At 67.5% G+C, this 18,301-nt stretch carries 13 protein-coding genes; all 13 read right to left on the bottom strand.

Annotation, left to right across the window (positions count from 1 at the left end; all coding sequences use genetic code 11):
• Positions 1–392: 392 nt before the first annotated feature.
• Positions 393–1,619, bottom strand: a complete 1,227-nt coding sequence (locus tag QHF85_RS17105; protein WP_281328268.1) for a hypothetical protein — start codon at positions 1,617–1,619, stop codon at positions 393–395.
• A 183-nt stretch (positions 1,620–1,802) separates the two neighbouring features.
• On the bottom strand, positions 1,803–2,804 hold the full coding sequence (locus QHF85_RS17100; protein ID WP_281328267.1) for a sigma-70 family RNA polymerase sigma factor: 1,002 nt from the start codon (positions 2,802–2,804) through the stop codon (positions 1,803–1,805).
• A 109-nt stretch (positions 2,805–2,913) separates the two neighbouring features.
• Positions 2,914–5,538: a tape measure protein gene (locus QHF85_RS17095; RefSeq protein WP_281328266.1), complete on the bottom strand. Its 2,625-nt coding sequence runs from the start codon at positions 5,536–5,538 to the stop codon at positions 2,914–2,916.
• A 103-nt stretch (positions 5,539–5,641) separates the two neighbouring features.
• A complete protein-coding gene (locus QHF85_RS17090; RefSeq protein WP_281328265.1) occupies positions 5,642–6,328 on the bottom strand; it encodes a hypothetical protein in 687 nt (228 codons plus the stop codon).
• Between the two features lie 18 nt (positions 6,329–6,346).
• Entirely contained in the window at positions 6,347–6,766 is a 420-nt protein-coding gene (locus QHF85_RS17085) for a hypothetical protein (RefSeq protein WP_281328264.1), read from the bottom strand.
• Positions 6,767–7,864: 1,098 nt separating this feature from the next.
• Positions 7,865–8,152, bottom strand: coding sequence for a hypothetical protein (locus tag QHF85_RS17080; RefSeq protein ID WP_281328263.1), 288 nt, complete (start codon positions 8,150–8,152; stop codon positions 7,865–7,867).
• A 1,321-nt stretch (positions 8,153–9,473) separates the two neighbouring features.
• The gene (locus QHF85_RS17075; protein ID WP_281328262.1) at positions 9,474–10,112 is read right to left on the bottom strand and encodes an HAD domain-containing protein; all 639 of its coding nucleotides are present in this window, start codon (positions 10,110–10,112) and stop codon (positions 9,474–9,476) included.
• A 1,211-nt stretch (positions 10,113–11,323) separates the two neighbouring features.
• Complete coding sequence (locus QHF85_RS17070; protein ID WP_281328261.1) at positions 11,324–12,100, bottom strand: amidase domain-containing protein; 777 nt, start codon at positions 12,098–12,100, stop codon at positions 11,324–11,326.
• Positions 12,101–12,240: 140 nt separating this feature from the next.
• Complete coding sequence (locus tag QHF85_RS17065; RefSeq protein WP_281328260.1) at positions 12,241–13,344, bottom strand: helix-turn-helix transcriptional regulator; 1,104 nt, start codon at positions 13,342–13,344, stop codon at positions 12,241–12,243.
• A 177-nt stretch (positions 13,345–13,521) separates the two neighbouring features.
• Positions 13,522–13,680, bottom strand: coding sequence for a hypothetical protein (locus QHF85_RS17060; protein WP_281328259.1), 159 nt, complete (start codon positions 13,678–13,680; stop codon positions 13,522–13,524).
• Positions 13,681–14,602: 922 nt separating this feature from the next.
• Entirely contained in the window at positions 14,603–14,734 is a 132-nt protein-coding gene (locus QHF85_RS17055; protein WP_281328258.1) for a hypothetical protein, read from the bottom strand.
• A gap of 1,550 nt (positions 14,735–16,284) precedes the next feature.
• Entirely contained in the window at positions 16,285–16,527 is a 243-nt protein-coding gene (locus QHF85_RS17050; protein ID WP_281328257.1) for a hypothetical protein, read from the bottom strand.
• Between the two features lie 203 nt (positions 16,528–16,730).
• Positions 16,731–18,301, bottom strand: a 1,571-nt coding sequence (locus tag QHF85_RS17045; RefSeq protein WP_281328256.1) for a VCBS repeat-containing protein, incomplete at its 5' end; no start/stop codon positions are given.

Raw genomic sequence — 18,301 nt, 5'->3', positions numbered from 1 at the left:
GGGGGGAGCCGTGAGGCCGGCGTAAAGCTTGAACTGCTCGCCCCCAACGAAGGGGCACCCCTTCGGAATGTCTGGGGCCGGGCCGATCCAGACGGCCCATGGTACAGGGCTCCAGAAGCCAGCCGGGGTCTCGGAATCGTCGGGGATCTCGACGCATTCCCCGCCTTGCGCCTCGCATGCAGCTTGTGGATCCGAGGCGTCCGCGTCGGCGTCAGAGCCAGCATCGGGCAGACAGTCCGGAGGGGGAAATGGAAACGCCGGATCGCACTTGTCCAACCAAGTTTCGGGCGGGGCATTGCAGCCGTAGACTGTTGCGACTCCGAACGTTCCAATAGCAATACCAATACCACACAATAGCCCCGACGGCAGACGTGTACTCATGGGGATCTCCGCTAAAAGGACCAATCAATCATCGTGGTACCAGCGATCATGACTGCGGGCTGCTCTACAATGATCTGATCATTGACACCGATTCGCGTACCGTGAGAGAGGCCCAAAGCGTCCCCTGCGACACGTACGCTAAATGGACCTCCCACGCGGATTATCCCGCCTACGCGTCCTCCAAAGCCGGGACGGAAGCCAACGAAAGACGCTCCGAGGTACGGGCCCTTGTCAAAGTCCACCTTCAAGACGCCTAAATGCCCCACGGCACAACCGAAGAGCCATCGCCAGTGACCGCACAAGCTGACTAGACCCCCGGCGGTCATCGCACGAATCGGTCGATCTCCCACCCCGGAGGGCAACCATGCGGCTCGTGCATCAATGCCAATGGAAAAGAAACCTGCGGGCTGTAGGTGGGCCGCGATTGTGGCACCGATCGCCGGTTGCCACGAGGCCACCCCGATCACCATTGCCGGCCCCACGCCAATCGACCCCCTCACCCCCGATTTCTTCCCGCCACTCTCCGGAGGATCGTCGTACGCATACGGATCCTCTTGCTTGGGCAAGGGCTTCCCATCCACGACCGCTACCGCCCCAGCAATGCCCAGCCTGGGATCCCCCAGCGTCTCTAGGCGTACTTCGGGTAGACCGGGGGGCCGCGGGATCGCCGCTGGCTCCGGGGGAGCCGTGGGCGCTGGGATGGGCTCGATGGGAGGATCCGGGGGGAGCGGCGTCAAGGTGACCGGGACGTCCATGCTCCCGCCCTTGCACGCCGTGAACACCGCGCGCCCGTCCCGATAACCCGTGAGGGTCGCGCGGATCTCGTGCTCGCCTGGCATTACAAACGTAAAGAATGCCGAATGACGCTTCCCGTTGATCCGCTTCCCGTCGAGCGTCGTCGTATCGGGCATGTGAGATATCTGCACGTCGACCATGCAGACGGCCGCCCTCGCCACGCGGTAAGCCTCGGAAAACTGACGGCTTTCCCGTTCGTCCGCGCTCCAATCGCGATTGACCGCATCATGAAGCAGATCCGCCGCTTCCGCTGGGCTATTAAGCGCGACGAGCACCACGCCGAGACGTCCGGCGATGAGCGGGTCCGGTCGGATCGCGAGCGCGTCCGCATAGGCGTCCAGCGCATCGACGAGCTTGCCCGCGGCTTTCGCGCGGTGCCCGCGGCGCGCGTGCTCCCTAAAGCGCGCCTCCTCCGCGGCAGCCCTGATTGCCTCGGGATCCACGGTCGCCCCCGGTGCCGTATCTTGCGCATGCACGGAGGGCGCGACCCCGAAGCTACAGGCGAGAACCACAGCCGCGAGACGTCCCGACACCATGGGATCGGAGTTTAGACAAACCTCGTGCGATAGGCAAGCGGGTTTGTAAGGTACGAACCTTGGAACAATACGCCCACGAAACCAGCGTGATCAATGGTCCTTCGGGTCGTGGGTGTTTTCCCGGCGGAGTGCATCGAGCTTGCGCTTGATCGTGCTGGGAACGGTCGGCGCGACGTCCGGGCGCGCGGTGGGGACCGGTTCGGGACACGGCGCGCGCTCAATCTCGGGGCCGATCTCCGGCTCACCCTCGGGGATCTTGCACTGGATCACGGCGTGAGACGCGAAGGATGCATCGGTCACGTGAACCTGGATCTCGGGCAGATGGGAAGCCCAGCGCGCCCCGGGGAAAAGGAGCAGATAGGCGCCCATGATCGCGCCACCTAGCACGAGACCCCCGAGCCACGATCCCGCGGCATCGGCGAGCCGGGGGAGGGCGGGAAACTCGGGGAGCAGGTTCGTCCCGAGCGACCGCCCGGAGGGCTCGCCATCGTCGCGCGAACCATCGCCCCGAAACCATTGCTGGATAAACAAGGGGAGCACGATCCCCCGGCGCTTCCGCTTCGCCGTTGCCATTGCAGCGGCGATCCGTTCCATCGCCTGGCAGAGGTAGACGCGCGAGCGTTCGGGCGGGATCCCCAGCGCTTCCGCGATCTCGTCGTGAGTCATGTGCTGATCGCAATACGCCGAAAACACCGCTTGCATGCGGGGCGGGAGTTCAGGACGGACGGCGGCGACGAGTTCCAGCGCGTTCGTATTCGTCGCGATCTCCTCGGGGGAAGGCCCGGCCGATGGGATCCGCAGCATGGCCCCGACGCGACGCGCGAGGCGCACGCCCGGCATTTGCTTCCGTCGCAGGAAGCGCGCCGCCGTGCGCGCTGCGATGACCCAAAGCCAGGGCGGCAGGGGGCCGACGGGGGGGTTTGTCTGTCGGCTCTTTTCGGCCTCGAACATCACCTCTTGTGTGATGTCGTCGCGGTCCTCGGGGCACGTGGTCCAACGCTCGGTCCATGCGAGGACAACGGGCCGGAGCGCCGCCAGCTCGTCGGCGGAAGGATGCCCGGGGGGCGTCGAAAGAGAAGGGGCCAGGTTCATGACCTATAAAAGTGTCGGGCGACCCCCGCGACGTTACCCCACCTCGTGCGATTTTTGTAGCAGGTTCACGCATACAAACGTACCTGCTCGCGCGTTCATGTACCCCCGACTAAGCCCCCTCCTCGGCGAGCCGCTGTAGCTCGGCCCATACCCCCCGGGCGATTTCCTCGGCGTCTCCTTTGCCGCCGTCGCCCTGCACCGTGACATTGATCTCGATCGTGCCGTAATTGAAGAACCCGCCCCCCGCCCCACGGGCGAGGGATCCGGCCACGTGCGCGCGTGCTGGGCTCGTTCTTCCGGTGGGGGCGACCGCGGCCCCTGTGCCGGCCATGTTGTCATTCGCGGCGCGCGTGGTAGCCATAGCCATGGACTCCGCCGCGCGAATCACCCGCGCCGCGCCCCCCGTGATGCCTATGGCCGCACCTTCCGAGAGGTACCCGCCGATCGCCATGAACTCGCGGGAAGGGCTTCCGATTCGGAGCGTCTTACGCGCCGTGATGATGGTCCCCCCAGCAAGGGCCGCGATTGCCTCCGTCACGCGGGCGGCCCCTCCCTTGATTCCCCCGACCATCCCGTCGACGATCGCGACCCCGAGGCCCGACCCCTTGGCCGCAAGCGTCTCGCCGGAAAAGAACGCGTAGACCGCTTCCGCGACTTCTGCAATCGCGCCATAGGTGGCAAGGATGCCACCGTAAACCGTGGTTGTGAACCCAACCCAAGCCACGGCAACCGCGCCGATCGTCGCGAGCGCGACCCCCGCTACTCCCGCAATCAAGCCCACCCCGCGCGCGACGAGCTCGATCCAGGGGACCTTGTCGATCCCCAGCACCTTGGCGATACTCCCCAAGGGGCCATCCCCCGCGAACTTGTCCAGTTGATCGAATACACGAATGGCACCGCTGAAACCTGTACTGAAGCCGGACATAGCGGCGCTAATGATCGGCGCGGCGGTCTCCAGTTTCGTGATAATGCGGTCTACGAGTGCCCCCGGATCCTTGCCGCCGAACATCGAGCCGAATGCCGAATTGACGACCCTTCCGAGAACGCCTTTGATCCGTTGCCAGCGGGGCCCGGAAGGGTCCAGGCTATCGACGATCCCGCCGAGAAAATCCTTGTAGGCCCGCATTCCCGGGGTCACCTCCAGATCCCCGAGAAGGTTGCCGGGGATGGCCTGGATCCGAGCCATGAGGCCGGACATGTTGGCGATCGACTTTTCCCGCGCAGCAAGCCCCGCGGCCCGTCCGCCCGACATTTCCTTGACCGCGTCTAGAATGGCCTGCGTCGTCGGATCGGCCTCCAGTTTCCCGGCCGGCTGCATCTTCTTTACCTCGTCCACCGTCTTCCCGAGTATCCGAGCAAGGTGCTTGTAAACTAACTCGACCGATAGCCCCGCCTCCGCGAGCATCATTAGCTCGTCCCCCTGTAGCTTGCCTTGGGCCTTGATCTTCCCAATGGCGCGGAGGATCCCGTCGACGTTCGCCTCGGGGTTGACCGTCCCGAGGTCCGCCATCGAGCGGACGATCTGATCGACCCTCTCCGCGCTGAACCGTTGCCCGAGTAGGTTTACGTATTGGCTGAGTGTTTCGCGTCGGCCTTGCCCGATGAAATCAGCCGTCGCCATGGCCGTGCGCATGGCCCGATCCGCCGCGTCTCCCGTTTTAAGGATGTTCCGTAGCGCGCCCGTGGCATCTTCTCGGAATGCCGCGGCGTCGATCGCCGCTTTGGCGAAACCGAATGCCGCGCGTCCCCCCGCAGACGCGACTTGTGATCCAATCTCGACGAGCGCAGCGGCCTTTATGCCGCGCTTGAAGGTGCCCCATCCTCCCTCATCGTCGGGTTGTTGGTCGATGCCCGCCCGGGCGGACTCCTTCATGCGGCGTAGCTGGCGCTCGAGCATCGCCTCGCGCCGCTCTTGTGCAGGGTTGAATTTCTGGATCGATTCCCACAAGCGCGCCTCGGCTTTGGTGACTTCGCCAGCCAGCCCTTTTGCCCGGCGCTTTTCTTCCTTCTCGGCGCGCTTCTTCGCTTTTTCCGCGGCCTTGACCGCCCCAGCCTCGGCTTTGCTTTGCGCCCGCGCAGCGTCCGAACGTGCCCGTTCGGCGATTGAGGCCCGCTTTTTCGCCGTCGACTCCGCCCGCTCCGCCGCGCCCCGTTGCTTCGCGGCTTTCTCGGCCGCCTTCTCGGCTTGCCGCTCCGCCACGGATTGCGCGCGAGCGACGGCGCCCGCTCGCTTTCTGGCGATCTCCTCTGCCTTTTCCGCAGCGATGCGCAGGCGCGCCGCTTTGGCCGCCGTCCGCGCCGCTTCGCGGTCGGCCTTGCTCGCGCGTACTCCCGCCTCCCGTAATCGCGCGGCATTCTCTGCCGTCTCCGCGGCTTTTGCGGCGGCCTTGTTTGCGTCCTCGCGAATTCGCGCCGCCTTTTTGGCAGCTTCCGCGGCCCGCTCCCCGGCGTCCCGCGTGGCAGTCGCGGCGCGTTCGGAAGCTATCCGGGCGTTGTCTTCCGCTTTCGAGGCGGATTCACGAATGAGAGCCGCACGCTTCGCGGCTGCTGTGGCCCGATCTTGCGCATCGGCGGCCTTGCGCGAAATGCGCTCGATCTTCGCCGCGGCCCCCGCGTCGATGTTCGCGGAGCCCAGCTCCCCGAGGGCGCCCGCCAGGCGTTCGACGCCCGCCGCTGCACGCGCCGCGGGGGCGGAGACGTCCTCACGAAGGGCGATCTTCTCGGCTACGGTCATGCGTCAACGGCTCCGGTTCGGTCACGGTCGGCGGAAAATGGGCGCAAGTCACCCAACCCGGCGCACGAATGGCACGCCGTTTCGAGAATGGGACCGGAGTATCTCACGGGGTCGGCGGACCACGCGCCGTGGCACGCGGCGCCGTCGTTCGCCGATTGCGGCGCGTGGGGCGCTCGACGTCCGGCGCTCGATGGCCCGTCGCGGCGCATGGCGGGGCGCTGGACGCGTCGAGCGCCTCGGGCTCGACCGTCGGCCCCGGCAGGCTCGTCGCGGCGCATGGCGGGGCGCTGGACGCGTCGGGCGCCTCGGGCTCGACCGTCGGCCCCGGCAGGCCCGTCGCGGCGCACGGCGGGGCGCTGGACGCGTCGGGCGCCTCGGGCTCGACCGTCGGCCCTGGCAGGCCCGTCGCCACGCATGGCGGGGCGCTGGACGCGTCGGGCGCCTCGGGCTCGACCGTCGGCCCTGGCAGGCCCGTCGCGGCGCATGGCGGGGCGCTGGACGCGTCGGGCGCCTCGGGCTCGACCGTCGGCCCTGGCAGGCCCGTCGCGGCGCATGGCGGGGCGCTGGACGCGTCGGGCGCCTCGGGCACGCGTTCCACGCGGATCCGTTTCCCGGGATCGCGGGAAAGCGCGTCCAGTTGTTCGGGGGTCAATGCATCGTCGGGTAACTCCGTCACCCCAGCGGGCCAAAAGAGGCCGACGCGAACGACACGATCACCGCGGATTTCTTCGCGGAAGCCACAGCGGTAGCCATTGAACCCCGGCACGGGGGAGCACGTGATGCGGATCATGGGCGTTCTCCAGCGCGATCAGTTGATCGTCGGGGGCATGTCGGCGGGGTCGCCCTGCTCGGTTTCGAGATCCGTCAAGAGCTTGCGAAGGGCGCGGATCTGCTTGGGGCGCGAGGTCTCGCCCGTTGCCCAGTAGATTTCCAATTCGCGGTTGAGCTTCGGATCCTTCCAATGCTTCTCCGCGGCCTCCCGCCAGATGGCGCGGAGTTCCTTCGGAAGGGTCGGCGGGATGTCGAGCGGCACGTTTTCAGCCGTCTCGATGCGCGCACGACGCTTGCCCCATCGTTCCGGATAGCGGGCCCGGAGGACGTCGAGCGCAAAGCGCGGATCCTTGGTCGCAGCCTTCACCACGACGCGGGAAAGCTTCGCCTCGCCTTCGGCCTCCGCATTGCGGAGCGATTCACGAAAGGCCGGATCCTGCTTGATCCAGCGTCGCAAGGTGCGGGGCGAGATTCCGACGAGCTTACAGACGGTTCCGCGATGGAGAAGACCGTCGCGGATTCCTTCGAGAATTTGCGCGGTTATCTCGGGGGTTCGCTGGGTAGGGCGTCCGACCATACAAGCCTCCTACCCTTGGGAAGAAATCGACCAATTGCGTACGCTTCCGGCACGTTTCCGGCAGAAATGCGAGGTCGGGAAATTTTTAGGGGACCGCGGTCATGGCCGCGAGACCTTGGGGGAGATTTCGACGCTCGACGCTCTACGCGCCGCCTCAATGCCCGAGGCCGACGTCGAGCGCCGCGCCCCTCGATGCCCTCGGGGTCGGTCGCGAGGCACCCGCCCCCCGCGTCGAGCCCGCGGATTTACGCGGTCGAGCGCGGTCACGGTCGCGAGACCTCGGGGGAGATTTCGACGCTCGCCTCGCCGTCCGCATCGATGCCCGAGGCCGGCGAGCAGGGCGACGAGCACGAGGCGCACGTCGAGCGCCGCGCCGCCTCGATGCACCCGCCCCCCGCGTCGAGCCCGCGGATTTACGCGGTCGAGCGCGGTCATGGCCGCGAGACCTCGGGGAAGATTTCGACGCTCGACGCTCCCCGCGCCGCCTCGATGCACGAGGCCGACGAGCTGGGGCCGGCGTCCAGGGCGACGAGCACGAGGCCGGCGTCGAGCGCCGCGCCCCTCGATGGCCTCGGGGTCGGTCGCGACGCACCCGCCCCCCACGTCGAGCCCGCGGATCTACGCGGTCGAGCGCGGTCATGGCCGCGAGACCTCGGGGGAGATTTCGACGCTCGACGCTCGCCGCGCCGCCTCGATGCACGAGGCCGGCGAGCACGAGGCCCACGTCGAGCCCGAGGCCGACGAGCTGGGGCCGGCGAGCACGAGGCGCACGTCGAGCCCGAGGCCGACGAGCTGGGGCCGGCGTCCAGGGCGACGAGCACGAGGCCGGCGTCGAGCGCCGCGCCGCCTCGATGCACGAGGCCGGCGAGCTGGGGCCCGCGTCCTCGGGGGTACGTCCCGACGCACCCGCCCCGCGCTCGACGCATCCGAGCGAAAGCGCGCGTGCAAGCGTGTGTCGCGACAAGCTTTTTGGCCGAATTATGGCCGCTCGACCCCCCCCGCATGCGGGGGTGGCCAAAATTCGACGTCGAGCGCGGTCATGGCCGCGAGACCTCGGGGGAGATTTCGCCGCTCGCCGCTCGCCGCGCCGCCTCGATGCACGAGGCCGACGAGCACGAGGCGCACGTCGAGCCCGAGGCCGACGAGCTGGGGCCGGCGAGCACGAGGCCGGCGTCGAGCGCCGCGCCCCTCGATGGCCTCGGGGTCGGTCGCGACGCACCCGCCCCCATGCAGGGCAGGCGCGTTTACGCGGTCGAGCGCAATCATGGCCGCGAGACCTCGGGGGAGATTTCGCCGCTCGCCGCTCGCCACGCCGTCCGCCTCGATGCCCGAGGCCGGCGAGCAGAGCGACGAGCACGAGGTCGGCGTCGAGCGCCGCGCCCCGGGGTCGGTCGCGACGCACCCGCCCCCCACGTCGAGCCCGCGGATCCACGCGGTCGAGCGCGGTCATGGCCGCGCGACCTCGGGGGAGATTTCGCCGCTCGCCGCTCGCCGCTCGCCGCGCCGCCTCGATGCACGAGGCCGACGAGCACGAGGCGCACGTCGAGCCCGAGGCCGACGAGCTGCGGCCGGCGAGCACGAGGCCCACGTCGAGCCCGAGGCCGACGAGCTGGGGCCGGCGTCCAGGGCGACGAGCACGAGGCCGGCGTCGAGCGACGCGCCGCCTCGATGCCTGGGGCCGGCGTCCTCGGGGGTACGTCCCGACGCACCCGCCCGGGCTCGATGGACACGAGCGAGACCGCGCGTGCGTGCGTGTGTCGCGACAAGCTTTTTGGCCGAATTATGGCCGCTCGACCCCCCCCGCATGCGGGGGTGGCCAAAATTCGACGTCGAGCGCGGTCACGGCCGCGAGACCTCGGGGGAGATTTCGCCGCGGAGATCGCCCACGCCGTCGAGCGCGAGCAGGCCTTCCGCGTCACGACCGTCGAGCGCGGGGCGCGAGGGACCGCAGAAACGCGCGGTCGAGCGCGGGATGCTCTCGGCCGATCTCGCGGCGGAGGGGCTGGGACGGGTGACCGAGGGGCAGAAGCTCCGCGCGGCCTAGCGGTTTTCCTTCACTTCCCGGCACCTATCAGCAGCACCAGCACCGATGGAGGGTGCGGCAACAGCCGCGCGTGCAATAGCAGTCCCTTCTGCGGTCCGACGAAGAGCAGCTCCTTGCTGCCAATGCCTCTTCGCTAACGCCTACCGTTTCAACGCTGCTGCTCGCATCATCCGTGCTCGCCAGATTTTGGTCTGATACCTCGCTGGACTCTGTCGAAACAAGAGCAGCGTCGCTCGTGTTGTCGATCGGCTCTTCCAGGTTCGCTTTCGCTGTGCCTAAAAAAGCCAGCGGAGCGACGGCGATGGCAACGAGCGCTGCAATCTTCGATAATTTCATGGCGACCCCCTCTGCTTTCCACCAGACAGCACGGAAGGTCCCAAATCGCTTCCCGGTGAAGGTGCGCAGCTTCAGGACCCGTCAATCGCTCTCATGGCGCAGTACCGACGGGGTGTCGAGTGTCCTGGGAATAACAAGGCGCGCGCGTCATCGGCCTGCGGTCGTGCTTGTGGACCGCCTTGATCTCGGGGATATCCAGCCTGGTTTTCACGCCTCCCCGAGAATCGGCACCGCCGTTTCCACGTGCTCGTCGAGCAGCCCCGCCTCCGCGTCCGTCTTCACCTGGAAGGCCGCGAGCATGTCGAGGTCGATGTCGTCGAGGATGACGAAACTCTCGGGTCGCGCGGGCCGGCTGTCGAGCCATTGCTGTATTTCTTGGCACCGGGTCTCGCCGGGGTTCGGGTCGCGGACGCGCATGGTCCGTCGGTGCAGGACGGGCGTGCTATCGAGGACCTCGCCTTCATATCCCTCGGCGGCGAGTAGCGCCCGGGAGCGCGCGTCGTGCCGTCGATGAACAAGCACGTGGCGTGCTCGACGCGAGCGTGGACGCACGGGAGCACGTGGCGTGTGCGCCGCTCGTCGGGACATCGAGCGCCGGCCGTGCCGTCGAGCACGCGGTCCCGCCGCGTCAGCCTCGGGGAAGATTTGCCGCTCGCCGCCCTCCGCGCCGTCGAGCGCGAGCAGGCCTTCCGCGTCGCGACCGTCGAGCCCGAGGCGCGAGGGCCTGCAGAAACACGCGGTCGAGCGCGGTCCCGCCGCGCCGGCCTCGGGGAAGATTTCGCCGCTCGCCGCCCTCCGCGCCGTCGAGCGCGAGCAGGCCTTCCGCGTCGCGACCGTCGAGCGCAAGGCGCGAGCGACCGCAGAAACACGCGGTCGAGCGCGGTCCCGCCGCGTCGGCCTCGGGGGAGATTTCGCGGCGAAGCTCGCCCCCGCCGTCGAGTCCGAGCAGGCCTTCCACGTCGCGGCCGTCGAGCGCGAGGCGCGAGGGGCCGCGGAAACACGCGGTCGAGCGCGGTCCGGGCGCGCCGGCCTCGGGGGAGATTTCGCCTCGGAGTTCGCCCTTGCCGTCGAGTGCGAGCAAGCCTTCCACGTCGCGACCGTCGAGCGCAAGGCGCGAGGGGCCGCGGAAACGCGCGGTCGAGCGCGGTCCGGCGCGTCGGCCTCGGGGGCGACTTCGCCGCGGAGCTCGCCCGCGCAGTCGAGCGTGTCGAGCGTCGAGCCCGGCGGGTGCGCCCGTGCAAACCCTCGCCCGTCCACGTCAAGCGTGCGCGTCGGGCCGCCTGCGTTTCCGCCACCCTGCGTCCGGGCGCGGCGGAAACACCGCGTCGAGCGCGGTCCAAGCCATCGAAAGCACGCGAAGATTTGAACGGGAGGGGGGCCGGCGGAAATGCCGCCCCGCCGCGCCCCGAGGGCTCCCCCATGTCCCACCGTCGAGCGTGTCGAGCGCGTCGAGCGCCGCGACCTGGCGACCGTCGAGCGCGGCGAGCATGGCGAGTTGGTGCCTATCGCGAAAAGGCCGAATGACCGCCGCATCCGGCATCATGCAGCGATGGACGCGTCCGCCTCGCGCGGCGCGACGTCGACACGGTGCATGCGACGAGCACGAGGTACGGGGTGCGATTGGAGCGGCAATTCAAGGGGATTGCGCGCCCGAGCGTCGAGCGCCGGCCGGTGGATTCGTGGCCCGACAGACGGCCGGCGGAAACGGACCCCTTCAAGGGGAGGCCTATTTCACGGGTAAACGCGCACCCCGCGTGCCTTTGATTGAAGCGTGCTCGCCGCGCTCGTCGTGCGTCCGGTACGTCGAATGCACGCGCGGCGCATCCTTAGTTTCCGCCACCTCGCCCCCCCCGCATGCGGGGGTGGCGGAAATTCGATGTCGAGCGCGGTCACGGCCGCCAGACCTCGGGGGAGATTTCGACGCTCGACGCTCGCCGCGCGCCTCGATGCACCCGCCCCCCACGTCGAGCCCGCGGATTTACGCGGTCGAGCGCGGATTTACGCGGTCGACGGCCCGCGACACGCGGCGTGGCCGCGAACCAGACGAGCTTCGGTGGCTACAGACCGCTGGGATTGTAGTCTACGGGGCGATAGACGTAGAAGAGTGCTTGCTTGTTGTATTGAGCATTGAGATCGCCAAGGCCCTTATTGGTGGTATTGTTGGTCTGATACGTGAGCCGGATCTGGTTGTACCCTGTGTAGCTCGAACTGATGGCGGTGACGATCATCGAGTGATCCATTGTCCCGTCGTGTTGCCAATCCGCAAACACCACGTCTCCTACTTTCACAAGGCTTACGTTCAGTGCCGTCTGTAGCGTATCGTTGGTCACGAAGCTAAAATGAAGGCCCTTATACGTGGACTTGTTACTCTTTGCGTAGGTGTAAAGCTGGTGTGCTCCGGTGAATGCAGGGGCGCGATCGCCATCAGAATGGAAGTACCACGAGTAGCTCGAACCAGCGTCGGAGTCGAAATCATATCGACTCTGAAACGCTGTGGTAGCGGACGAGTTGTTCAATAGGCCGCCGATAATGGCTTGGCTCACGAAGTTGGTACAATTCCCGCCATTGGGCACCCAGTTGTAATCTGTCCAAGGATTCTGAGTCGTTCCGGTTCCGTATCCTCGACTGTAGTTATTGGTTGCGTACGATGCGGCCCAGCTCCCGCTGTATGTTCGGTAGCTATCTAGTTCCTGGATCGCCTCACTCAGATCCGCTTCGTCATCCAGGAAGTCGGTTCCATCATCGAGGGCTGGACCGCAGCCCGTAACCACTGCACCCAAGAGAAAGAGGCCAAGGAACCCGGAGCCTTCGACGATGTATTTGAATATTTTCATGATTATCCTCCGCTACCCATGACACCTTGCGGCCGGCCTCTGCGGCGTGGCCGCCGCCGTAGGCCTCAAGGTAGTGGCAAGAATGCTCTTGGGCGGCGTCTGTGTCAGTACGCAAAAGCGCTTACAGCACGTAGTGCGGCCTACGTTCTGAGTATTCGCATTGCGAGTTCACTTCGCGATTGAACATCGAATTCGCGATAGAGGCTTTCGATATGCTTGTCTACAGTCCGGGTACTGATTCCCAGATGACTGGCAATTTGCTTGCTGGACATGCCAGTATTGAGCAGTAGTATCGCTATTTCTTCGTGTCTGGGGGAAAGACCAAACCTCTTTACATGCCGGATCACGACTTCTTCGGGGGCGTCATCGCGCGACACTTCCGTCCACACGAGCAGCAATCGATCCTCGGGCAAATCGTAGACGTCAGGATGGAGGGAGTGTATTGACGCCTCCAAGACGCAAGGTTCAATATGGTGATAGATCCGGCGCCTACCATCACCAAAGTTCGCAGGTCCACCCGCGATCCTCCAAATAAAATTCTGGAGGAGAGCTTCTTTGCCGCTAATCCCCAACGCTGGAGCGTATCGCGCCGCCATAACATGCGCGACAACATTGGCCTCTACGAGCCGAAGACCGGTGGTACATAGCAAGACGCCGCTCTTCTGCTCGTCAAATATTTGAAGCGCCAGTCGCTCGCGTAGTAAGAAATGCACGCGAGCTCGGTCCAAGGACGCTCTGACCTCGCCATGAAGCAGCTCGATTACGAGCATTTCTTCGGGCGATATCGATTGCACATCTGGCAATGTTATCAACGCAATGTAAGTATTCTTGTGGTGGCGGCCGATCTTGGCGGTGGATAGCTTAAGGGCCGACGCGTGGCCGTACCCCAGATCCTTTAGGGCACGATAGCCATCGATACTATTCCAATCCGCATCGCTCATTACGTGTTCGTCCCAAACAAACCTGCCTACCGCTGCGTTGCTAACGGCATCGAGCGCACGCTGTGCCTCATACGGCTTTCGCTCCATTATAGATTGGGTAAATTCTGGTGGAAGATTGATTGCTGTATGAATTGCCTCCCAGGGACGCACATCGGAATATGTCTCAACAAATCCAGCGCCGAACTTCTTGCTTTGGTTAATGGCGTTGAATATGTCCGATGCATTCGAGTTTGGGCCAAGCCGACGAAGAGAGGTTGTTGCCTGTCTTAATGCTAGTTGAGAGTGGCGGGACAGATTCGGCATTGTGTCACCCCTAGTACATAAACAATGGTGTCTGAGATTACTGTCGGTGTCACAAGTCAGCCAGTTGTTTCTTCGGCCATCCGTAACGGGGGAGTCTGCCGTCAGTCCAGTGATCAAGGCGCGAGGCCGCGTTCTCCGGCCGGGAGCTGACGATCTCGCATCTCGCGCCGAGCGCGGTCACGGCGGCGAGACCTCGGGGGAGATTTCGCCGCTCGACGCGCGCCGCGCCGCCTCGATGCCCGAGGCTGACGAGCCCGCGGTCGGCGTCCAGGGCGACGAGCCGAGGCCGACGTCGAGCGCCGCCCCTCGATGGCCTCGGGGTCGGTCGCGACACACCCGCCCCCCACGTCGAGCCCGCGGATGTACGCGGTCGAGCGCGGTCACGGCCGCGAGACCTCGGGGGAGATTCGACGCTCGACGCTCGACGCCTCGATGCACCCGTCCCCCACGTCGGGCCCGCGGATCCACGCGGTCGAGCGCGGTCACGGCCGCGAGACCTCAGGGAAGATTTCGACGCTCGCCGCTCGCCACGCCGCCTCGATGCACGAGCCCGACGAGCACGAGGCCGGCGTCGAGCGCCGCCCCTCGATGGCCTCGGGGTCGGTCGCGACACACCCGCCCCCCACGTCGAGCCCGCGGATCTACGCGGTCGAGCGCGGACATGGCCGCGAGACCTTGGGGGAGATTTCGACGCGCGCCGCTCGTCGCGCCGCCTCGATGCACGAGCCCGTCGAGCACGACGCGCACCCGCCCCCCACGTCGAGCCCGCGCATTTATGCGGTCGAGCGCGGTCACGGTTGCGAGACCTCGGGGGAGATTTCGCCGCTCGCCGCTCACCGCGCCGCCTCGATGCACGAGGCCGACGAGCACGAGGCCGGCGTCGAGCGCCGCGCCCCTCGATGGCCCCGGCGTCGGTCGCGACGCACCCGCCCCCACGTCGAGCCTGCGGATCTACGCGGTCAAGCGCGGTCATGGCCGCGAGACCTCGGGGGAAATTTTGCCGCTCGCCGCTCGCCGCGCCGCCTCGATGCACGAGGCCGACGAGCACGACGCGCACCCGCCCCCCACGTCGAGCCCGCGCATTTATGCGGTCGAGCGCGGTCATGGCCGCGAGACCTCGGGGGAGATTTCGACACTCGCCGCGCCGCCTCGATGCACGAGGCCGACGAGCACGAGATCGGCGCGCCCTGCTCGTCGGGGTCGGTCGGGACGCACCCGCCCCCCCGTCGAGCCCGCGGATCTACGCGGTCGAGCGCGGTCACGGCCGCGAGACTTCGGGGGAGATTTCGACGCTCGACGCTCGCCGCGCGCCGCCTCGATTCCCGAGGCCGACGAGCACGAGGCGCACGTCGAGCACGAGGCCGACGAGCACGAGGCGCACGTCGAGCACGAGGCCGACGAGCTAAGGCCGGCGTCGAGCGCCGCCCCTCGATGGCCGTGGGGTCGGTCGGGACGCTCCCGCCCCCACGTCGAGCCCGCGGATCTACGCGATCGAGCGCGGTCACGGCCGCGAGACCTCGGGGGAGACTTCGCCGCTCGCCGCGCCGTCCGCCTCGATGCCCGAGGCCGACGAGCAGGGCGACGAGCACGAGGCGCACGTCGAGCGCCGCGCCGCCTCGATGCTCCCGCCCCCCGCGTCGAGTCCGCGGATTTAAGCGGTCGAGCGCGGTCACGGCCGCGAGACCTCGGGGAAGACTTCGACGCTCGCCGCGCCGTCCGCCTCGATGCCCGAGGCCTGCGCCCCTCGATGGCCTCGGGGTCGGTCGCGACGCACCCGCCCCCCACGTCGAGCCCGCGGATCTACGCGGTCGAGCGCGGTCACGGCCGCAAGACCTCGGGGGAGATTTCGACGCTCGCCCCTCGCGGCGCGCCGCCTCGATGCACCCGCCCCCCACGTCGAGCCCGCGGATTTACGCGGTCGAGCGCGGTCATGGCCGCGAGACCTCGGGGGAGATTTCGACGCTCGCCCCTCGCGGCGCGCCGCCTCGATGCACCCGCCCCCCACGTCGGGCCCGCGGATTTCGAGCGCGGTCACGGCCGCGAGACCTCGGGGAAGATTTCGACGCTCGCCGCGCCGTCCGCCTCGATGCCCGAGGCCGGCGAGCACGAGGCCGGCGTCGAGCGCCACGCCCCTCGATGGCCTCGGGGTCGGTCGCGACGCACCCGCCCCCCACGTCGGGCCCGCGGATTTATGCGGTCGAGCGCGGTCGTAGCCGCGAGACCTCGGGGGAGATTTCAACGCTCGCCGCTCGCCGCGCGCCGCCTCGATGCACCCGCCCCCCACGTCGTGCTCGCGGATTTACGCGGTCGAGCGCGGTCACAGCCGCGAGACCTCGGGGAAGATTTCTACGCTCGCCGCTCGCCGCGCCGCCTCGATGCACGAGGCCGACGAGCTGGGACCGGCGAGCATGAGGCGCACGTCGAGCCCGAGGCCGACGAGCTGGGGCCGACGTCCAGGGCGACGAACACGAGGCCGGCGTCGAGCGCCGCGCCCCCTCGATGCACGAGGCCGACGTCGAGCCCGAGGCCGACGAGCTGGGGCCGGCGGCCAGGGCGACAAGCACGAGGCCGGCGTCGAGCGCCGCGCCCCTCGATGACCGAGGCCGACGAGCTGGGGCCGGCGTCCTCGGGGGTACGTCCCGACGCACCCGGAAATGTACCGATCGGAGATGAGACCAATGCTCAGCTCCCGCCCCGGGAGATGGGAGCGGAGCAGGCTGAGAGAGCCCCGGGACCAAGATTCCCGCATGGTTACAAACGGCGCGGGAGAGGATGTCCCAGAGCCGCTCTTTCAGCTCCTCCGATCCGACCACACGCGCGAGGTCGTGCGCGCAGTCTGCTCGGTCGAGAGCACCGCGGGGAGGCTGTCCGGGGTCTCGTCACGGCCCTCAGTCCTGGTCGTGCTCGGTCATGACGCGCCTCTCTTCCGCTTCGGGGGCGTCACGAGGGAGAGCGCAGGCGCTTTGCGGGGCGGCGCCTTCCCGGCGAGGGCATCGTCGACGACGAGCCCACGGCGCGCGCGATGCTCCGGGCCAGCGCCATGTTGCCGGGGTTCGTGCCGTCCAGGAACGCGAGGTCCACGGACCGGCGGAAGCGCAGGAGGTGAGCGACCTTCGTCCACGTCCCGTGCGTTGGGGGGCCCTCGGAGCACGTCCGGGAGAGTTGCCACATGGAGGAGGCCATGCGCCGTGGCACCCTGGGGAAAGCCTTACGCTCGAGCCCTGGCGGACTCCTGCGCCTCGCTGGCGCTGCCTCCCTCGATGGGCGTGCGCCCGAAGGTGTTGTCGGCCGGCACGAGGATGTGGCCGTCCGAGGGATCAGCGTGGAGAGGATGTACGAGGAGCGTTCGCGGAAGGTTCCTTTTCGCGGTCCCGATTTTACATTCACTATGGCAAGCAGGCATTGAACAGCACGCTTACCGTGCTTGCGCCCGCGACCACGAGATCGGGTCGGCCATCGAAGTTCAAATCCGCCGCCGCGACCGACAGAGGAGACATCGCAGTGTAATTGACAGCGGCGGCGAAGGTCCCGTCGCCTTGGTTCTGCAGCACGCTCAGGGTGGAGCCGTTCAAGTTTGCAACGGCGAGGTCGAGCTTGCCATCGCTATTCAGGTCCGCTGCCGTGATCGAAGAGGGATCCGAGCCCGCAGCGTAGTTGACGGCGGTGGCGAAGGTCCCATCGCCTTGGTTCTGCAGCACGCTCACGTTGTTGCTGTCCCTGTTCGCGACGACGAGGTCAGCCTTGCCATCGCCGTTCAGATCCGCCGCCGCGACCGACTGGGGGTTCGAGCCCGCAGCATAGTGGACCGCGGCGGCGAAGGTGCCGTTGCCCTGGTTCAGCAGCACGCTCACGTTGTCGCTGCCGACGTTCACGACGGCGAGGTCAGGCTTGCCATCGCCATTCAGGTCCGCGGTCGCAACCGAACGGGGGCTCGTGCCCGCAGGGTAGTTGACGGCGGCGGCGAAGGTGCCGTTGCCCTGGTTCAGCAGCACGCTCACGTTGTGGCTGCCCCAGTTCGCGACGGCGAGGTCAGGCTTGCCATCGCCGTTCAGGTCCGTCGCCGCCACCGAATGGGGGCCCGTGCCCGCAGCATCGTTGAACGCGGCGGCGAAGGTGCCGTTGCCCTGGTTCAGCAGCACGCGCACGTTGCCGCTGCCCTCGTTCGCGACGGCGAGGTCAGGCTTGCCATCGCCGTTCAGGTCCGCGGTCGCAACCGAACGGGGGCTCGTGCCCGCAGGGTAGTTGACCGCGGCGCCGAAGGTGCCATTGCCCTGGTTCAGCAGCACGCTCACGTTGTCGCTGCCCGCGTTCGCGACGGCGAGGTCAGGCTTGCCATCGCCGTTCAGGTCCGCCGTCGCGACCGAAGAGGGGTACGAGCCCGCAGGGTAGTTGAGCGCGGCGGCGAAGGTGCCGTTGCCCTGGTTCGGCAGCACGCTCACGTTGTCGCTCTCCCCGTTCGCGACGGCGAGGTCAGGCTTACCATCGCCGTTCAGGTCCGTCGCCGCCACCGAATGGCCCGAGCCCGCAGCGTAGTGGACCGCGGCGGCGAATGTGCCGTTGCCCTGGTTCAGCAGCACGCTCACGTTGCCGCTGGCGTAGTTCGCGACGGCGAGGTCAGGCTTGCCATCGCCGTTCAGGTCCGCCGCCGCGACCGACAGGGGGTTCGAGCCCGCAGCATAGTGGACCGCGGCGACGAAGGTGCCGTTGCCCTGGTTCAGCAACACGCTCACGTTGTTGCTGCCCCAGTTCGCCACGGCGAGGTCAGGCTTGCCATCCCCGTTCAGGTCCGCCGCCGCCACCGAACGCGGGCTCGAGCCCGCAGGGTAGTTGACCGCGGCGGCGAAGGTGCCGTTGCCCTGGTTCAGCAGCACGCTCACGTTGCTGCTGCCGCCGTTCGCGACGGCGAGGTCAGGCTTGCCGTCGCCGTTCAGGTCCGCCGTCGCGACCGAGTGTGGAC

This window comes from Polyangium sp. 6x1, from assembly GCF_029946515.1.
In the GTDB taxonomy this organism is placed as follows: Bacteria; Myxococcota_A; Polyangia; order Polyangiales; family Polyangiaceae; genus Polyangium.
Note: the sequence above shows the minus strand (reverse complement) of the source record. Positions and strands in the feature narration are given on the sequence as shown.